This window comes from Paracoccus sigandri (genome assembly GCF_003709565.1).
GTDB lineage: Bacteria > Pseudomonadota > Alphaproteobacteria > Rhodobacterales > Rhodobacteraceae > Paracoccus > Paracoccus siganidrum.
In genome coordinates this window covers 43,072-60,090 of sequence record NZ_QNRC01000018.1, presented here as the reverse complement: position 1 = coordinate 60,090, position 17,019 = coordinate 43,072, and the positions used below count along the sequence as shown (strand labels likewise).

The 17,019-nt window shown below is 67.0% G+C and carries 16 protein-coding genes and 1 tRNA gene; 11 read left to right on the top strand and 6 right to left on the bottom strand.

The genetic code is table 11. The features are described from left to right. Positions 1-5: 5 nt before the first annotated feature. The 3 genes from C9E82_RS15910 to C9E82_RS15900 all read right to left on the bottom strand — a co-directional run bounded on the left by C9E82_RS15910 (position 6) and on the right by C9E82_RS15900 (position 2,204). On the bottom strand, positions 6-269 hold the full coding sequence (locus C9E82_RS15910; protein WP_119899211.1) for a hypothetical protein: 264 nt from the start codon (positions 267-269) through the stop codon (positions 6-8). Further along, a complete protein-coding gene (locus C9E82_RS15905) occupies positions 269-1,165 on the bottom strand; it encodes an SPFH domain-containing protein (protein ID WP_119899213.1) in 897 nt (298 codons plus the stop codon). Before C9E82_RS15905 ends, C9E82_RS15910 begins: the two co-directional genes overlap by 1 nt. Before the next feature lie 172 nt (positions 1,166-1,337). Further along, positions 1,338-2,204, bottom strand: coding sequence for an N-formylglutamate amidohydrolase (locus tag C9E82_RS15900; RefSeq protein ID WP_240643602.1), 867 nt, complete (start codon positions 2,202-2,204; stop codon positions 1,338-1,340). Between the two features lie 156 nt (positions 2,205-2,360). Between C9E82_RS15900 and C9E82_RS15895 the strand changes: the two genes are divergently transcribed. From C9E82_RS15895 to C9E82_RS15860, 8 genes are all read left to right on the top strand, one after another. Continuing rightward, a tRNA-Val gene (locus C9E82_RS15895) sits at positions 2,361-2,435 on the top strand. An 80-nt stretch (positions 2,436-2,515) separates the two neighbouring features. Continuing rightward, entirely contained in the window at positions 2,516-2,641 is a 126-nt protein-coding gene (gene ykgO / locus C9E82_RS15890) for a type B 50S ribosomal protein L36 (protein WP_042245282.1), read from the top strand. A gap of 112 nt (positions 2,642-2,753) precedes the next feature. After that, complete coding sequence (locus C9E82_RS15885; RefSeq protein ID WP_119899215.1) at positions 2,754-3,257, top strand: DUF1643 domain-containing protein; 504 nt, start codon at positions 2,754-2,756, stop codon at positions 3,255-3,257. Between the two features lie 93 nt (positions 3,258-3,350). Continuing rightward, positions 3,351-4,253, top strand: coding sequence for a calcium-binding protein (locus C9E82_RS15880; RefSeq protein ID WP_119899217.1), 903 nt, complete (start codon positions 3,351-3,353; stop codon positions 4,251-4,253). Between the two features lie 207 nt (positions 4,254-4,460). After that, entirely contained in the window at positions 4,461-4,730 is a 270-nt protein-coding gene (gene rpsO / locus C9E82_RS15875; RefSeq protein ID WP_119899219.1) for a 30S ribosomal protein S15, read from the top strand. A gap of 279 nt (positions 4,731-5,009) precedes the next feature. Then, the gene (pnp, locus tag C9E82_RS15870; protein ID WP_119897559.1) at positions 5,010-7,151 is read left to right on the top strand and encodes a polyribonucleotide nucleotidyltransferase; all 2,142 of its coding nucleotides are present in this window, start codon (positions 5,010-5,012) and stop codon (positions 7,149-7,151) included. Positions 7,152-7,277: 126 nt separating this feature from the next. Further along, positions 7,278-8,060: a hypothetical protein gene (locus C9E82_RS15865; RefSeq protein WP_119897558.1), complete on the top strand. Its 783-nt coding sequence runs from the start codon at positions 7,278-7,280 to the stop codon at positions 8,058-8,060. A gap of 33 nt (positions 8,061-8,093) precedes the next feature. Then, entirely contained in the window at positions 8,094-9,035 is a 942-nt protein-coding gene (locus C9E82_RS15860) for a glycosyltransferase family 8 protein (protein ID WP_119897557.1), read from the top strand. Positions 9,036-9,080: 45 nt separating this feature from the next. Here the strand turns inward: C9E82_RS15860 and C9E82_RS15855 are convergent, their stop codons facing one another. After that, positions 9,081-9,737: a peroxiredoxin gene (locus tag C9E82_RS15855; protein WP_119897556.1), complete on the bottom strand. Its 657-nt coding sequence runs from the start codon at positions 9,735-9,737 to the stop codon at positions 9,081-9,083. A 169-nt stretch (positions 9,738-9,906) separates the two neighbouring features. Here C9E82_RS15855 and C9E82_RS15850 point away from each other — a divergent pair, with 169 nt between their 5' ends. Further along, positions 9,907-11,349 (top strand): aldehyde dehydrogenase family protein, encoded by a 1,443-nt coding sequence (locus C9E82_RS15850; RefSeq protein ID WP_183154097.1) that lies wholly within the window; start codon positions 9,907-9,909, stop codon positions 11,347-11,349. 100 nt (positions 11,350-11,449) lie between these two features. Here C9E82_RS15850 and C9E82_RS15845 read toward each other — a convergent pair whose 3' ends face one another. Together C9E82_RS15845 and C9E82_RS15840 are read right to left on the bottom strand one after the other, a co-directional pair. After that, the gene (locus C9E82_RS15845) at positions 11,450-12,151 is read right to left on the bottom strand and encodes a response regulator transcription factor (protein WP_119897554.1); all 702 of its coding nucleotides are present in this window, start codon (positions 12,149-12,151) and stop codon (positions 11,450-11,452) included. Further along, entirely contained in the window at positions 12,148-14,022 is a 1,875-nt protein-coding gene (locus C9E82_RS15840; RefSeq protein ID WP_119897553.1) for a PAS-domain containing protein, read from the bottom strand. The genes C9E82_RS15845 and C9E82_RS15840 overlap by 4 nt, the downstream gene beginning before the upstream one ends. Positions 14,023-14,223: 201 nt before the next feature. Here C9E82_RS15840 and C9E82_RS15835 point away from each other — a divergent pair, with 201 nt between their 5' ends. Together C9E82_RS15835 and C9E82_RS15830 are read left to right on the top strand one after the other, a co-directional pair. Continuing rightward, positions 14,224-16,197, top strand: a complete 1,974-nt coding sequence (locus tag C9E82_RS15835; RefSeq protein WP_119897552.1) for an AMP-binding protein — start codon at positions 14,224-14,226, stop codon at positions 16,195-16,197. Beyond that, on the top strand, positions 16,194-17,015 hold the full coding sequence (locus C9E82_RS15830) for an ABC transporter ATP-binding protein (RefSeq protein ID WP_420849812.1): 822 nt from the start codon (positions 16,194-16,196) through the stop codon (positions 17,013-17,015). The genes C9E82_RS15835 and C9E82_RS15830 overlap by 4 nt, the downstream gene beginning before the upstream one ends. The last annotated feature ends 4 nt before the right edge of the window (positions 17,016-17,019 follow it).

The following is a 17,019-nucleotide window of genomic DNA, read 5'->3' as shown; positions in this document are numbered from 1 at the left end:
CGCCATCAGTCGTTGATGTCGCGGTCCCAGATCCGCACCTGCCCCTCGCGCACCCCGATCAGGCGGCGCAGCAGCAGCCAGATCACCCCCGACAGGATCGCGGTGGCGACCAGCGTGACCGGCAGCCCCGCCGTCCACAGGCCCGACAGCAGCGCCAGGCCCATCACCGCGACGGCCCCGGCGATGCCCAGGAACACCCAGCCGGGCGCGAAAAGCTCCAGCGCCGCCAGGACCAGCGCCGCGATCAGCCACCACCAGCCGTTCAGCATCATCCCCGTCCTTTCAGCAGCCCGAAGGCATCGGAAAACGCGTCCAGCGCGGCGGCGGGCACGATCACCGTCTGCCGGCCCTCGCCGCGCCCGACCTCGGTCAAGGCCTCGACCTGTTTCAGCGCCACCTGGTATTGCGCGGCCTCCAGCCCGTTCTTCGCGATGGCTTCGGCGATGGCGGTGGTCGCATAGGCCTCGGCCTCGGCCAGCACGCGCCGGGCCTTGGCCTGCTGCTCGGCGGCATAAAGCTCGCCATCGGCGGCCAGTTCGACCGCGCGGCGCTTGCCCTCGGCCTCGGTCACCTGCGCGCGCCGCGCGCGTTCGGCATTCAGCTGCTGCAGCATGGCGGCGCGGGTGGCGTCGTCCAGGTTGACGTCCAGGATCTCGGCCCGCGTCACCTCGATGCCCCAGTCGTCGACCACATTGGCCAGCGATTCGCGGATCCGGTTGATCAGCGGGGCGCGGTTCGACTGGACCTGGTCCAGCTCCATCGTGCCGATCTCGGAGCGCACGATGCCCGCGACCGTGGTGGCGATGGCCGCATCCACGTCGCGGATGCGATAGACGGTCTTTTCCGGCTCGATGATGCGGTAGAAGACGCTGGTCTCGACCTCGACCAGCACGTTGTCGGCGGTGATGGCATCCTGGCTGTTGGTCGGCAGCTGCCGTTCCAGCACCGAGATCTTGTGGGCCACCCGGTCGAGGAAGGGCACGATGAAGTTGATCCCCGGCCCCAGCACGGCGCGCAGGCGGCCGAATCGCTCGACCACGAATTTCTCGGATTGCGGCACGATCCGCACGGCCGAGCTGACCGCCAGGAAGATCACGATGGCCAGGACGATCAGCGCCAGGTTCCGGCTGAGCAGATCGGTCAGGGCAAGGGTCAGGTCGTCCATCACATAACTCCTTCTGGGGCGCTTTGCGGGATCTCAGGCGCGGAAATGATGCGAAATCAAGCTGTCGGAACCGATCGGATACGGATTGCAATCGCCAGAGTGGTAAGCCGAAATGCCGCCGGACGCCATATCCGAACGGGATCCGAACGGGGCGGGGCCGGTCCCGCCGCGGCTATTCGGCGGCGATCCGGTCCCCGGCCGCGCCGTCGGCTTCCAGCCTGGACAGTTTGCGGACCACGCGCTGCATCCGCTGCGCGAATTCGGCGAAGTCGGGGCGCGGCTCGATGCTGCCTTCGTCCATGTAGAGCGAGCGGTCGATTTCCAGCTGCACGACATGGATGTTCTGGCCCGGACGGCCATAGGCCTGGGTGATGAAGGCGCCCGAAAAGGGCGAATTGCGCCGCAGCCGCCAGCCCTCGGCCTCGATCGCGTCGGCGACGGCATCGGTGATCCGGGCGGCGGCCGACAATCCGTGGCGGTTGCCCAGCACCATGTCCGGGCGCTGCCCGTGCAGATGCGACAGCGCCTCGCGCGGCATCGAATGCATGTCGATCAGGATCGCCTGCCCGAACCGCGCCTTGGCTTCGGCGATCAGCCCGGCCAGCGCGTCGTGATAGGGGCGCCAATAGGCGCCGATGCGGCGCTCGGCCTCGGCGCGCTCGATCGGCCGGTCGAGGATCTGCCGCCCCTGCGAGACGACGCGGGGAATCACCCCCAGCCCGGCCAGGGTGCGCTGGTTCAGCGGATGGCGCGGCACGCCGCGCACCACCAGCGGGTCGATCTCGTCGGGGCCGCGGTTCAGGTCGACGATGCAGCGCGGCAGCCGGGCGCAGAGCGTGACGGCGCCGAAATCCGGGGCCGAGGCGATCAGCCGGTCCACGAAGGCGTCCTCGGAACTGCGCAGCACGGGCATGGGAAGGCTGGTTTCGGCCAGGAACCAGTCGGGATAATGATTGCCGGAATGCGGAGAGCCGAAGATCACGCCGCTTGCCCAGTGCTTGGGGCGCGTCAGGAAGACAGGCAGGTCTGGGGCAGTCAAGGTCGCGTCCCGGCAGCCGAAGGTTCCTTCCGTTATAGACCAAAAAAAGACCTCGCCAATAGGTCTTGAAACCCCCGCGGCGGAACTATATAGACACGCGGACCGAGGGGTTCCGGCCCGGTGTTTCCCTGAAACGCCGACGGGATCGCAAGGAACGGGCGGTTAGCTCAGCGGTAGAGCACTACGTTGACATCGTAGTGGCCACTGGTTCGATCCCAGTACCGCCCACCATTATTTCGCCGCCCCCGGCTATGGCGTCGGGGGCATTTCGTTTTCCAGGCGGCTGCGAGCCGCGACGATGGAGAAGACCGATGAAGGTTCGCAATTCGCTCCGCTCGCTCAAGAGCCGGCACCGCGACTGCCAGGTCGTGCGCCGCAAGGGCCGCATTTACGTGATCAACAAGACCAACCGCCGCTTCAAGGCCCGCCAGGGCTGAGACCGGCGCGATCGGGTCAACGATCACCGCGAAGACGAAACGACCCGCCCGCAATGGCGGGTTTTTTCGTGGCGATGACTTTCATGGCGATGACGGGGATGGGCCGGTGGCGATGATCGAAAGGCGGCATCGGCAGGGCGGGCGGCATTCGGTCGCGCTCTATTCCGAATGCGGCGCCTATCGCTATGCGCTGACCCGGCAATGGGGGCCGGGCCGGCGGCTGCTTTTCGTGATGCTGAACCCATCGACCGCCGATGAGCGGCGCAACGACCCGACGGTCGAACGCTGCGAGCGCCGGGCGGTGGCGCTTGGCCATGGCGCCTTTCGCGTCGTCAACATCTTCGCCTGGTGCGCGACCTCGCCGAGGGACCTGAAGGCCGCCGCCGCGCCGATCGGCCCCGAGAACGACCGGATCCTGCGCGAATCGGTGGGCTGGGCGGATATGGTGCTTTGTGCCTGGGGCGCGCATGGCAGCCATCTGGGCCGCGGCGCCCAGGTCGAGGCGATGCTGCGCGACAGCGGCTGCGGGCTGTGGCATCTGGGCCTGACCCGGCAGGGCGCGCCGCGCCATCCGCTCTATGTCGGCTATGCCGTCGCGCCGGTCGCCTGGCCTTAACCCTTTCTTAGGAAAAGATTTCCTTAACGGTAAGGGTTGGGCTATGTTCGGTCCGGGCCGGATTGCCACCCATGTGTTTCGGGATGTTGTGTCATGTTTTTGTTCGCGGGATTGATGACGCTGCTGATGGCGGGCCTTGCCGTCGACATGACCGGGCTGACCCCCGCCGGAAAGACCGATGACGAAGGGGACGACCTGCCCACGGACGGCGATGCCCTTCCGCCGGTGATGCCCGATCCCGACACGGGCGGAGAGACCTTTCTGGGCAGTGACGGTGACGACCTGCTGCATGGCGGCGACGGCGACGACCTGATCCGGGGCGGCGCGGGCCATGACGACATTCGCGGCGGGCTGGGCAACGACACGATCTTCGCGGGCGCGGGGGATGACTGGGTGCAGGGCGACGGCATCTATGGGCCGGGCGGCGATGACGTCATCTGGGGCGGCGCGGGCGATGATTCGCTGTGCGGGCAGGGCGGCGACGACCTGATCCATGGCGGGCCGGGCAATGACACGCTGCTGGGCGGCGAGGGCAACGACACGCTTCATGGCGGTCCCGGCAACGACTGGCTGTCGGGCCATGACGGCGACGACGTGCTGATCGCCGGTCCCGGCATGAGCGATCTGGACGGCGGGCGCGGCAACGACCTGCTGATCGGCCATGACGGCCCGCAGATGAACTGGCTGCATGGCGGCGAGGGGGACGACACGCTGGTCCCCGGCTCGGGCGATTTCGCCGAGGGGCTGGAGGGGGCCGATACCTTCGTGCTGCGCACGGCCGTCGCCGAGGCGCCGATCATCGCCGATTTCGACGCGCGCGAGGATCGGATGGAGCTGCACCTGCCCGCCGGCATCCTGGAGAGCGCCGTGGTGGACCTGCATCGCGACCTGGACGGCACCCTGCTGGTTCGCGTGAACGGAGAGCCGGTCGGCCGCCTGCTGCAGGACGGTGGCCTGACGGTGGACAGCATCTCGATCGTTCCGCTGCGGGACTGATCCGGGCGCTGGCCGGGACCGGCTGCGGGACCAGCTGCGAGGAGGGGGGATTTTCGCGGCCCTGTCTCGAATTCGTTGCCTTTGCCGGCGTTATCCCCTATAGGCGCTCATCCGCCGGGGCCTCGCCCCTGCGGCGACACTCCATGGGCCAGTGCTGGACGACATCCCGGCCTGCGCCATAACCCTCTGATCCGAAAGGAGACCCCGATGTCGATCACTGTCGAGGAAAAGGCCCGCGTCATCAAGGAATACGGCACCACGGCCGGCGATACCGGCTCGCCCGAGGTGCAGGTGGCGATTCTGTCGTCGCGCATCGCCACGCTGACCGAGCATTTCAAGACCCACAAGAAAGACAACCATTCGCGCCGTGGTCTGCTGATGATGGTCGCGCAGCGCCGCAAGCTGCTGGACTACCTGAAGCGCAAGGACGAGTCGCGCTATACCGCGCTGATCGGCAAGCTGGGCCTGCGCCGCTGACCCGATCCGGTTGACTGTCCAAACGCCCGTGGCCACCGCCGCGGGCGTTTTGCATTGAGTCTGGGGGGCGTGGGGGCCGGTGGCGCGGGGCGCGATTCGCAAGGGGGCGGCGCTTCCGCTTTGGCTTCCCAAATCCCTTGTTTTGCTGTATGGCCCCCCAATCTGTGACGTGAGGCCCGGCCCCGGGGCACATGCGAAAGGATCGGGGCGGCGGCAATGGGGCCGCCATAGGACACGGGACGCGACCGGAAGGGCCGGCGCGTCGCCAGAGGAAATCAGATGTTTGATGAAGTGAAGAAATCCATCCAGTGGGGCCAGGAAACGCTCACGCTGGAAACGGGCAAGGTTGCCCGTCAGGCCGACGGCTCGGTCATCGCCACCCTGGGCGAGACCAGCGTCATGGCCAATGTCACTTTCGCGAAGGAACCGAAGCCGGGCCAGGACTTTTTCCCGCTGACGGTCCACTACCAGGAAAAATACTATGCCGCGGGCAAGGTTCCCGGCGGCTTCTTCAAGCGCGAGGCGCGCCCGACCGAGAAGGAGACGCTGACCGCGCGCCTGATCGACCGTCCCTGCCGCCCGCTGTTCGCCCCCGGCTTCAAGCATGAAGTGCTGGTGATGTGCACCGTGCTGTCGCATGACTTGGTCAACGATCCCGATATCGTGGCGATGATCGCCGCCTCGGCCGCGCTGACCCTGTCGGGCGTGCCGTTCATGGGCCCGATCGGCGCCGCCCGCGTCGGTTTCGCGAATGGCGAATATGTCCTGAACCCCGAGGTTTCGGACATGGACCAGCTGCGCAACAACCCCGAACAGCGCCTGGACCTGGTCGTCGCCGGCACCAAGGACGCCGTGATGATGGTCGAATCGGAAGCCTATGAGCTGACCGAGGAAGAGATGCTGGGCGCCGTGAAGTTCGGCCACGAGGCGATGCAGCCGGTGATCGACCTGATCATCGACCTGGCCGAAGCCGCCGCGAAAGAGCCCTTCGACTTCCAGTCCCCGGATTACAGCGCGCTCTATGCCCGCGTGAAGGAACTGGGCGAGGCCGACATGCGCGCCGCCTATGCGATCCGCGACAAGGGCGAGCGCCGCGACGCGATCGACGCCGCCAAGGCGAAGATCCTGGAGGGCCTGGACGAGGCCGCGCTGCTGGATCCGAACCTGGGCTCGGCGCTGAAGAAGCTGGAATCGGGCATCCTGCGCGGCGACATCATCAATGGCGGCGCCCGCATCGACGGCCGCGACACGAAGACCGTGCGCGGCATCGACAGCGAAGTGGGCATCCTGCCGCGCACCCATGGCTCGGCGCTGTTCACCCGCGGCGAGACCCAGGCGCTGGTCGTGACCACGCTGGGAACCGGCGATGACGAGCAGATCATCGACGCGCTGCACGGCAATTTCCGCAGCAATTTCCTGCTGCACTACAACTTCCCGCCCTATTCGGTCGGCGAGGTTGGCCGCGTCGGCAGCCCCGGCCGCCGCGAGATCGGCCATGGCAAGCTGGCATGGCGCGCGCTGCAGGCGGTGCTGCCCGCTGCGACCGACTTCCCCTACACGATCCGCGTCGTGTCCGAGATCACCGAATCGAACGGCTCCAGCTCGATGGCCTCGGTCTGCGGCGGCTCGCTGTCGATGATGGATGCGGGCGTGCCGCTGAAGGCGCCGGTCGCCGGCGTCGCCATGGGCCTGATCCTGGAAGAGGACGGCAAATACGCGGTGCTGACCGACATCCTGGGTGACGAGGATCACCTGGGCGACATGGACTTCAAGGTCGCGGGCACGGAAAACGGCATCACCAGCCTGCAGATGGACATCAAGGTCGCGGGCATCACGCCGCAGATCATGGAGCAGGCCCTGGCGCAGGCCAAGGACGGCCGGATGCACATCCTGGCCGAGATGTCGAAGGCCCTGACCGAAGGCCGGCGCGAATTTTCCGCCCATGCCCCGCGCATCGAGACGATGCAGATCCCGACCGACAAGATCCGCGAAGTGATCGGCTCGGGCGGCAAGGTCATCCGCGAGATCGTGGAAACCTCGGGCGCGAAGGTCGACATCAACGACGACGGCACCATCAAGATTGCCTCGGCCAATGCCGATTCGATCAAGAAGGCCCATGACATGATCTATTCGATCGTGGCCGAGCCGGAAGAGGGCCAGGTCTATACCGGCAAGGTCGTGAAACTGGTCGATTTCGGCGCCTTCGTGAACTTCTTCGGCAAGCGCGACGGGCTGGTCCATGTCAGCCAGATCGCCAACCGCCGCCTGGGCCATCCGAACGAGATCCTGAAGGAAGGCCAGGAAGTGAAGGTCAAGCTTCTGGGCTTCGACGACCGCGGCAAGGTCCGCCTGGGCATGAAGATGGTCGACCAGGAGACCGGCGAGGAGATCACCGAGCGCAAAGAGGAATCGGCCGAGTGATCGGCGGTTGATTCGTGGAAAAGCCCCGCCTTGTGCGGGGCTTTTTCCTGTGATCCCCTCGCGCTTGTGGCGATGTTCCGGGTGGGGCACAGTGGCGATGATGCGAATTCTGCAGGATGGGCACGCATGGCAGACATCCCCGTCAACATCCTCTGCATGAAATGGGGAACGCTCTACACGGCGCAGGATGTGAACAACCTTTTCCATGGCGTGCGCCGCAACCTGGCGCGGCCGTTTCGCTTCGTCTGCTTCACGGATGATGCGCGGGACCTCGACCCGCAGATCACGTCGATGCCGCTGCCGGATCTTGGCCTGCCCCAGGGCAGCGCGGATACCCGCTGGCGCAAGCTGTCCCTGTTCAGGCGCGACCTGGGCGGGCTGCAGGGCACGGCGCTGTTTCTGGACCTCGATCTGGTGATCGTGGGCGGGCTGGATCCTTTCTTCAGCCTGCCCGGAGAGGTGCTGATCATCCGCGACGATGACCTGTTCCGCCCCAAGCCGCTGCGTCGCCTGCGTCCGGCGCGCGACAGGTTCCTGCACATGGTCGGCAATACCTCGGTGTTCCGCTTCCGGATCGGGAACCATGCCGAGATCCTGGAAACCTATCTGGCCGACCCGATCGCCGCCGCCGCCAGCTATGAACATGAACAGCAGATGGTCAGCGATCTGCTTGACCGGCAGGGCAAGCTTGGCTACTGGCCGCGCGGCTGGTGCGTCAGTTTCAAGAACGATTGCGTCGGCCGGGGGTTGCGCAGCTATCTGAGCGAGCCGCGCTGTCCTGCCGATGCCAGGATTGTGCTTTTCGCAGGCGCCCCGAAGATGGCGGAGGTCCTTGCCGGAAAAGGAGGCAAGTGGTACCGCCGCGTCGGAAACGTCGACTGGCTCCGCCGGGCATGGGCCGGAGAGTGACGTTTACACGGTTGGTCAGGACGATTGCTTTCCATGCTTATCATCACAGGCTCTGACGACAATTACGTCCCCGGCGTGCTGGTGCTTGTCGCCTCGGCGGCATTTCACAACCCGGATGCGCGCTTTGCGGTGCTCGATATGGGCATCTCGCCCGAAAACCGCGCGCGCATCGACCGGCTTGCCGAACGGCTGCAGGTCGATATCCAACGGGTCGAGGTGGGCGAAACGGCCTTTTCCGGTCTGATGGTCAAGCGCCGTCACCTGACATGCAGCACCTATCTTCGCCTGCTGATCCCGCAACTGTTTCCGGCCGAGGATCGCGTGATCTACATGGATTGCGACATGGTGGTGATGGACGACCTGAGCCCGCTTAATGAGGTCGAACTGGGGCGGAATATCGTCGCGGCGGTGCCTTGCCCCAGCCCCGACCCGATCGAGGTGAACGCGACCGGGCATGTCATCGGCAGCTATGTGAATGCGGGGCTGCTGGTCATGAACCTGCCGGTCTGGCGCGCCGAGAAGGTGGCCGATCTGTGCGTCGCCTGCCTTTCGGACCCGCAGAAACCGCTGCTGAGCGAGGACCAGTCGGCGATCAACATCGTCGCCCGGGACCGCATGACCTTGCTGCCCCTGCGTTTCAACGTGTATTCCGATCCTGCCAGCTACAAGCGGCCCGAGGATTTTCCGCATCACCCGGCCGTGCTGCATTATGTCGTCAACAACAAGCCGTGGAACTGGCAGACCAACCTGGCGCAGATCTGGCAGTTTCACGCGGACCGGATCGCCGACCTCCTGCCCCCGCGGCGTCCGATCAGCATTCGCCGCCGGCTTTCGCTGTTCAACCGGGAACGCAAGCAGGTCCTGGGCCAGCTGACGATGCAGCGGAAATACTGCGTTCGGCGCAAGGTGGTGCGCTACATGAACGAGGTCGTGGCGCGGGAATACCTGGAAAAGGCCGCCGCTGCGGCGCGCTAGCGGAACGGCGGGATGGCCCGCCGTTCCATGTGGTTCGCGCCGGGCCTAGGCCGGGTCCTTGGCATAGCGCAGATAGGGCAGCTTGATGTCCAGCGCGCCGTATTTCTCCTCGGCCGCCTTGTCGTCCAGCGCCAGGGCCACGATCACGTCCTGGCCGGGCACCCAGTTCGCGGGCGTGGCCAGGGGCACGCCGTCGGTCTTCTGCACCGCGTCCAGCGCGCGCAGGATCTCGGCGAAGTTGCGGCCGACCGACATCGGATAGGTCATGGTCAGGCGGATCTTCTTGTCCGGGCCGATGATGAAGACGGTCCGCACGGTGGCCGAATGCTGCGGCGTGCGGCCCTCGGTCGGCAGGTAATAGTCGGCGGGCAGCATGTTGAAGGCCTTGGCCACGGTCAGGTCGCTGTCGTCGATGACCGCGAAATTCGCGGGCGTGCCGGCGACGGATTCGATGTCGCGCTTCCATTTCTGGTGGTCGTCGACCGAATCGACCGAGACGCCGATGACCTTGGTGTTGCGCTTCTCGAATTCCGGGATCAGCTGCGCGACGGCGCCGAATTCGGTCGTGCAGACCGGCGTGAAGTCCCGCGGATGGCTGAAGATGATGGCATAGCTGTCGCCCAGCCATTCATGGAATCGGATCTCGCCCTCGGTCGAATTCGCGGTGAAATCGGGGGCGGTGTCGTTGATACGCAGGGACATGGGGCGCGTCCTTTCGGTTGGTTGCCTCGGCCACAACATAGGCGCGCCGCGGGGAAATGCCAGTGACTCGCACCGCCGCGGCGGGACGTTGGGGCGGGGGCCTTGCAGCCGGCGGGACGGGGTGCCACCCTCCGCCACGACCGCAAGACAGGAGAACCCGATGACCGAGATCATGGACAAGCGCAAATTCTATATCGACGGTGCCTGGGTGGACCCGGCCCGGCCGAAGGACCTGGAGGTCATCGACCCCTCGACCGAGGAGCCGGTGGCGGTCATCAGCCTGGGCGACCAGGCCGATACGGATCGCGCGGTGGTGGCGGCGAAGGCGGCCTTCCCGGCCTGGTCGGCGGTCCCGGCCTCCGAACGGCTGGCTTATGTCGAGAAGATCCTGGAAATCTACAAGCGCCGCGCGCCCGACATGGCCGCCGCGATCACCTCCGAGATGGGCGCGCCGCAGGACATGGCGCTGGGGGACCAGACCGGCGCGGGCATCTATCACATCCAGAACTTCATCACCGCCTTCCGGGATTTCGAATTCATCCGCCCGCTTGGCGATCATGCGCCGACCACCATGGTCGCGTGGGAGCCGGTCGGCGTGGTCGGCCTGATCACCCCCTGGAACTGGCCGATGAACCAGGTGACGCTGAAGGTGATCCCGGCGCTTCTGGCGGGGAACACGGTGGTGCTGAAGCCGTCCGAGATCGCGCCGCTGTCCTCGATCGTCTGGACCGAGATCCTGGACGAGGCCGGGCTGCCGAAGGGCGTCTACAACATGGTCAATGGCGACGGGCCGGGCGTGGGCACGCAGCTTTCGGTTCATCCCGACGTCGAGATGATCAGCTTCACCGGCTCGACCCGCGCGGGCATCGCCATCACCAAGGCGGCCGCCGATACGCAGAAGAAGGTGGTGCTGGAACTGGGCGGCAAGGGGGCGAACCTGGTCTTTGCCGATGCCGACGACGAGGCTGTCCGGCGCGGCGCGCGGCATTGCTTCAACAACAGCGGCCAGTCCTGCAACGCGCCGACACGGATGCTTGTCGAGCGCTCGGTCTATGATCGGGCGGTCGAGACGGCGGCGACGGTGGCCCAGGAGACCGCGGTGGCCACCGCCCACCAGCCGGGCCGGCATATCGGGCCGGTGGTCAGCAAGCAGCAATGGGACAAGATCCAGGACCTGATCCAGGCGGGCATCGATGAGGGCGCGCGGCTGGTCGCGGGCGGCCCCGGCCTGCCCGAGGGCGTCAACCGCGGCTATTTCGTGCGCCCGACGGTCTTTGCCGACGTGACGAACGACATGACCATCGCCCGGCAGGAGATCTTCGGCCCGGTCCTGTCGATCATCCCCTTCGACAGCGAGGACGAGGCGGTCGAGATCGCCAATGACACGATCTACGGGCTGACCAACTATGTCCAGTCGCAGGACGGCGCGCGGCGCAACCGGCTGGCGCGGCGGCTGCGGGCGGGCATGGTCGAGATGAACGGCGAGCCGCGCGGCGCGGGATCGGCCTTCGGCGGCGTCGGTGCGTCGGGGCGGGCGCGCGAGGGCGGCGTCTGGGGGATCGAGGAATTCATGGATTCCAAGTTCATCTCGGGCTGGGACCGCGACGCCTGACGTCGGAGGGCGCTGGGGGCTCTGCCCCCGTCGCCGTTCCGGCGACCCCCCCGGGATATTTGGGCCAAGATGAAAGCGGCCACGATGAAAGCGGGGGCGGTCAGGCGATCTCGGCCAGGAAGATATAGCCCGCGCCGTAGATCGTCTTGATCAGGCGCGGGTTCTTCGGGTCCTCGCCCAGCTTGGTGCGCAGCCGCGAGATGCGGACGTCCATGGCCCGGTCGAAGCTGTCGCCCGCCGCGCCGCCCAGGGTTTCCAGCATCTGGCCGCGGGTGATCAGCCGGCGCGGATTGTCGGTGAACATGCGCAAGACCTCGGCCTCGGCATGGCTGAGCGGGGTTTCGGCGCCGTCCGGGGCGGTCAGCATGTAGCGGTCGAAATCGGCGGTCCAGCCGGCGAAGCGGACGGTCTGGTTGGCGCGGCCGGCGGGCTGGGCCGGGCGGCGCAGGCGGGCGCGGATGCGGGCGATGACCTCGGCGGGCTCGAAGGGCTTGATGATGTAGTCGTCGGCGCCCAGCTCCAGCCCCGTCACCCGGTCCTGCACCTGCGCGCGCCCCGAGATGATGATGATCGCGGCGCCGGATTCGGTGGCCAGCCGGTGGACCAGCGCCAGCCCGTCGCGGTCGGGCAGGCCCAGGTCGATCAGGCAGGCATCGGGGGTGATGCGGCGCAGGGCGGCCTCGAATTCGGTGGCGCGGGCGAAGGCGGTGGTGCGGAAGCCCGCCTCCTCCAGCGCCGAGGAGAGCAGGCGGCGGATTTCCGGCTCGTCGTCCAGAATCGCGATCAGGGGCGCGTCGGTCATGCGGGATCCTTGGGTGCCGCCTCGGCCAGGGCGGCGGCGAGGCGGGTGGCGGTGAAGGGCTTGGTCAGCACCGGGCAGCCGGGATCCGCGCGCAGCGGGTCGCCCGGCTGCAGCGAGGTCATCAGCAGCGCCGGCAGCGGGCCGCCGACCAGGTCCCGGCCCAGCCCGTCGCCGAGCTGGATGTCCGAAAGCACCAGGCTGAGGCCGGGCAGGTCGGTCAGGGCGCGGGCCTCGGACAGGCTGGCGGCCTCGATCACCGAATGGCCCAGCCCGGTCAGCATCGAGCGGACCTCGGCCCGGATGGTGTCGTCGTCCTCGACCAGCAGCACCATCTGCGGGGCGACCGGGCGCAGCGGCAGGCGCAGGCTGACGCGGGCGCCATGCGCGGTATTGCCCAGCCGCAGGGTGCCGTCGGCCAGCTTGGTCTGGTCATAGACCATCGACAGCCCGAGGCCCGAGCCCTGTCCCTTCTTGGTCGAATAGAAGGGCTCGGTCGCGCGGCGCAGCGCCTCGTCCGAGAAGCCGGGGCCTGTATCCTCGACCGAGATCTCGATCCAGTCGCCGCTGGTGCGGGCGCTGAGGGTGATCCGGCCGGGGCCGGCCATGGCGGCATCGGCGTTCAGGATCAGGTTCAGCAGCGAATCCTGCAGCGCGCCGGGATCCAGAAGCAGCGGGCCGGGCGGCAGGTCCATGCGGATGTCCAGCACCGTCCCCTCGGTCAGCGAGGGGCGCGCCATCGAGCCCAGGTCGCGCAGCAGGGCCGGCAGGTCGGTGGGCTGGAACGAGGGTTCCCGCGGGGCGCTGATCCGCGCCAGCCGGTCCAGCAGCGCCACGCCGCGGCGGGCGGCGCTCAGCGTCGCCTCGACATCGACCTGCGCGGCCTCGGGCAGATCCATCGCCTGCAGCCGGCCCTGAAGCGCCAGGATGATGGTCAGCAGGTTGCCGAAATCATGCGCCAGACCCGAGGTCAGCTGCGCGGCCAGCGACCGGCGCGAGGCATGGGCCAGCGCCTCGCGGGCCTGCACCTCGGCGCTGACATCGGTGGACAGGATATAGACGCCATGCCCGTCGCGGTCCGGGGTCAGCGCGATGCGGATGCGGCGGCCCGAGGTCGGGTGGGTGATCTCGAAGACCTGCGGCTCGCCCGACAGCGCGCGGTCCAGATGCGGGCGCAGGCGGGTGAAGGTCTCGGATCCCAGGGCCTCCTCGATGCGGCGCCCGACGATCTGGTCCGAGGCGCCGGGAAAGACCAGCGGCAGCTGCCGGTTCGAGAAGGTATAGCGGTATTCCGCGTCCATATGGGCGATATGGGCGGGCACCATTTCCGTCACCTGCCGGGTGCGGGCCTCGTTGCGGGTCAGGACGCGCTGGGTTTCCTGCAGGGCGGCGTTGGTCGCGGCCAGTTCGCGGTTGGCGGCGGCCAGGCGCTCGGCGTTTTCCAGCACCTGCTCGGACAGTTCGGCCGAATGGGCGCGCAGCAGCGCCTCTTGCCGCTTGATCGGGGTGATGTCGGTATAGACCGCGATCCAGCCGCCCTGCGACAGCGGCGCGCCCTCGACCGCGATCCAGCGGCCATTGGCGCGCTCGCGTTCGAAGTAATGCGGCTGGAAGGTGCGGGCCTGGGCCACGCGCAGGGCCACGGCGGCCTCGGGGTCGTCCTGCGGCCCGTATTCGCCGCGCCGGACCAGGAAGCGGATCGTGTCCTCGAAGCTGGCGCCGGGGCGGGTCAGTTCCTCGGGCAGCTCGAACATCGCCTGGTACTGGCGATTGGCCACGGCCAGCCGCAATCCGGCATCGAAGATCGACAGCGCCTGGCCGATCAGGTTCAGCCCCGAGCGCGTCAGTTCCGTCCGAAGCTGGTCGGAAATCATGGTCTTGGGCCGGTCTGGGGGCGCATGTCGATCTCCTCTCTCGCGGGCAGGGTTAGCATCGCGGCGGCGCCGGCGGAAGTCTGTAACATTTTGTTGGAATCAGGCAAAACTGCGGCAAAGATTGCCGGTGAGATTGCGGGCAGCCGAAGGGGAGGGGGACCCCTGCGGCGCGACGCGCAACCGGCGCGACAGGGAGGATACATGACCGAACGGCAGGCGCCCCGGGGCGAATTGCACTCTGTTCCCGCGCTGCTGGCGCGGAATGTGGCCCGTTTCGGCAACCGGCCCGCCTATCGCGAGAAGGAATTCGGGATCTGGCAAAGCTGGACCTGGGCCGAGGCCGCCGACGAGATCCGCGCGCTGGCGCTGGGTTTCCTGGTGCTGGGACTGCGGCAGGGCGATTATGTCGCGGTGATCGGGCGCAACCGTCCGGCCCACTACTGGGCGATGGTGGCCGCGCAGATGTGCGGCGCGGTGCCGGTGCCGCTGTATCAGGACGCCGTCGCCGAAGAGATGGCCTATGTGCTGGACCATTGCGGCGCGCGCTTCGTGATCTGCGGCGACCAGGAACAGGTCGACAAGGTGCTGGAGGTTGGCGCCCGCGCCCCCGCGATCGAGCATATCGTCTATACCGACAAGCGCGGGATGCGCAAATACGACCACAGCCACATGAACGCCCTGGCCGACGTTCAGGCCGAGGGCCGCGCCGCCGCGGCGCGCCTGGGCGACGAGCTGGACGGCCGCATCGCCGCCTTGGGCTACGACGACACCTGCGTGATGCTGTATACCTCGGGGACGACCGGCAAGCCCAAGGGCGTGGTGCTGTCGAACCGCAACATCATCGAGACCGGCCGCAATACCTGCGAATTCGACCGCCTGACCGAGAAGGAAGAGGTCCTGGCCTATCTGCCGATGGCCTGGGTCGGCGATTTCATCTTTTCCATCGCGCAGGCCTATTCGGCGGGCTTCACCGTCAACTGCCCCGAAAGCGCGCAGACGATGATGACCGACCTGCGCGAGATCGGCCCGACCTATTTCTTCGCCCCGCCCCGCGTCTTCGAGGGCCAGCTGACCAGCGTGATGATCCGCATGGAGGATGCCAGCCGCCTGAAGCAGCGCCTGTTCCGCCATTTCATGGCTGTCGCCCGCCGCGTCGGCCCGGCGCTGCTGGACGGCCAGCCGGTCGGGTTCGGCGACCGGATCTCTTACGCGCTGGGGAAATTCCTCGTCTATGGCCCGCTGAAGAACACGCTGGGGTTCAGCCGCATCCGCGTCGGCTATACCGCCGGCGAGGCGATCGGCCCCGAGATCTTCGATTTCTACCGCAGCCTGGGGATCAACCTGAAGCAGCTCTACGGCCAGACCGAGGCCTCGGTCTTCATCACCCAGCAGCCCGACGGGCAGGTGCGCTCGGACACGGTGGGCGTGCCCAGCCCCGGCGTCGAGGTGAAGATCGCCGAGAACGGCGAGGTCTTCTATCGCGGCCCCGGCACCTTCGTGGAATATTTCAACAATCCCGAAAGCACGGCATCGACCAAGGATGCGCAGGGCTGGGTGGCGACGGGCGATGCCGGCTTCTTCGAGCCGGGCAGCGGCCATCTGCGCATCATCGACCGCGCCAAGGACGTGGGCAAGATGGCCGATGGCAGCATGTTCGCGCCCAAATATGTCGAGAACAAGCTGAAGTTCTATCCCAACATCCTGGAAGCCGTGGTGATCGGCAACGGCCGCGACTATTGCACCGCGATGATCAATATCGACCTGGGCGCCGTCGGCAACTGGGCCGAGCGGAACAACATCGCCTATGCCTCCTACCAGGAACTGGCGGGCCATCCGCAGGTCTATGCGACGATCAAGAGCCATGTCGAGGAGGTCAACCGATCCATCGCCGAGGATGCGATGCTGTCGGGCTGCCAGATCCACCGCTTCCTGGTGCTGCACAAGGAACTGGACCCCGACGACGGCGAGATGACCCGCACCCGCAAGGTCCGCCGCGCCGTCATCAGCGAGAAATTCGCCGACCTGGTCGGCGCGCTCTATGACGGCTCGCCCAGCATCTACACGGAAACCGAGGTGACCTACGAGGACGGCCGCAAGGGCCGCATCAAGGCGACGCTGAAGATCGAGGATGCGCAGGTCTTTCCGGGCGCGGAACAGAAGGTGGCGGCGCAATGAACCAGCAGATGCAAGACGGCCATGTCACCGCGGACGGCCGCCAGATCGGCGGCGTGCTGATGGACATGAAGAACATCACCCTGCGCTTTGGCGGCGTGGTGGCGATCAAGGACATCAGCTTCGACATCCGGCAGGGAGAGATCCGCGCCATCATCGGCCCCAACGGCGCCGGCAAGTCCTCGATGCTGAACGTGATCTCGGGCTTCTACGTCCCGCAGGAGGGCGAGGTCTGGTTCCGCGGCGAGAAGCGCGGGCCGATGAGGCCCTACCAGGTCGCGCGCCTGGGCATTGCCCGGACCTTCCAGAACATCGCCCTGTTCGACGGCATGACGGTGCTGGACAACATCATGACCGGGCGGCTGAACCGCATGAAGGCGGGCTTCTTCAGCCAGGCTTTGTGGTGGGGCCGGGCCGAGCGCGAGGAGAACGAGAACCGCGAGCAGGTCGAGAAGATCATCGACTTCCTGGAGATCCAGAACATCCGCAAGACCCCGGTCGGCCGGCTGCCCTACGGGCTGAAGAAGCGGGTCGAGCTGGCCCGCGCCCTGGCGGCCGAGCCGCAGCTTCTGCTTCTGGACGAGCCGATGGCGGGCATGAATGTCGAGGAGAAGGAGGACATGAGCCGCTTCATCCTGGACGTGAACGACGAATTCGGCACGACCATCGCGCTGATCGAGCATGACATGGGCGTGGTCATGGACCTGTCGGACCGGGTGGTGGTGATGGATTACGGCCGCAAGATCGGCGACGGCACCCCCGACGAGGTGCGCAGCAACCAGGAAGTCATCGACGCCTATCTGGGGGTGGCCCATGACTGACCGC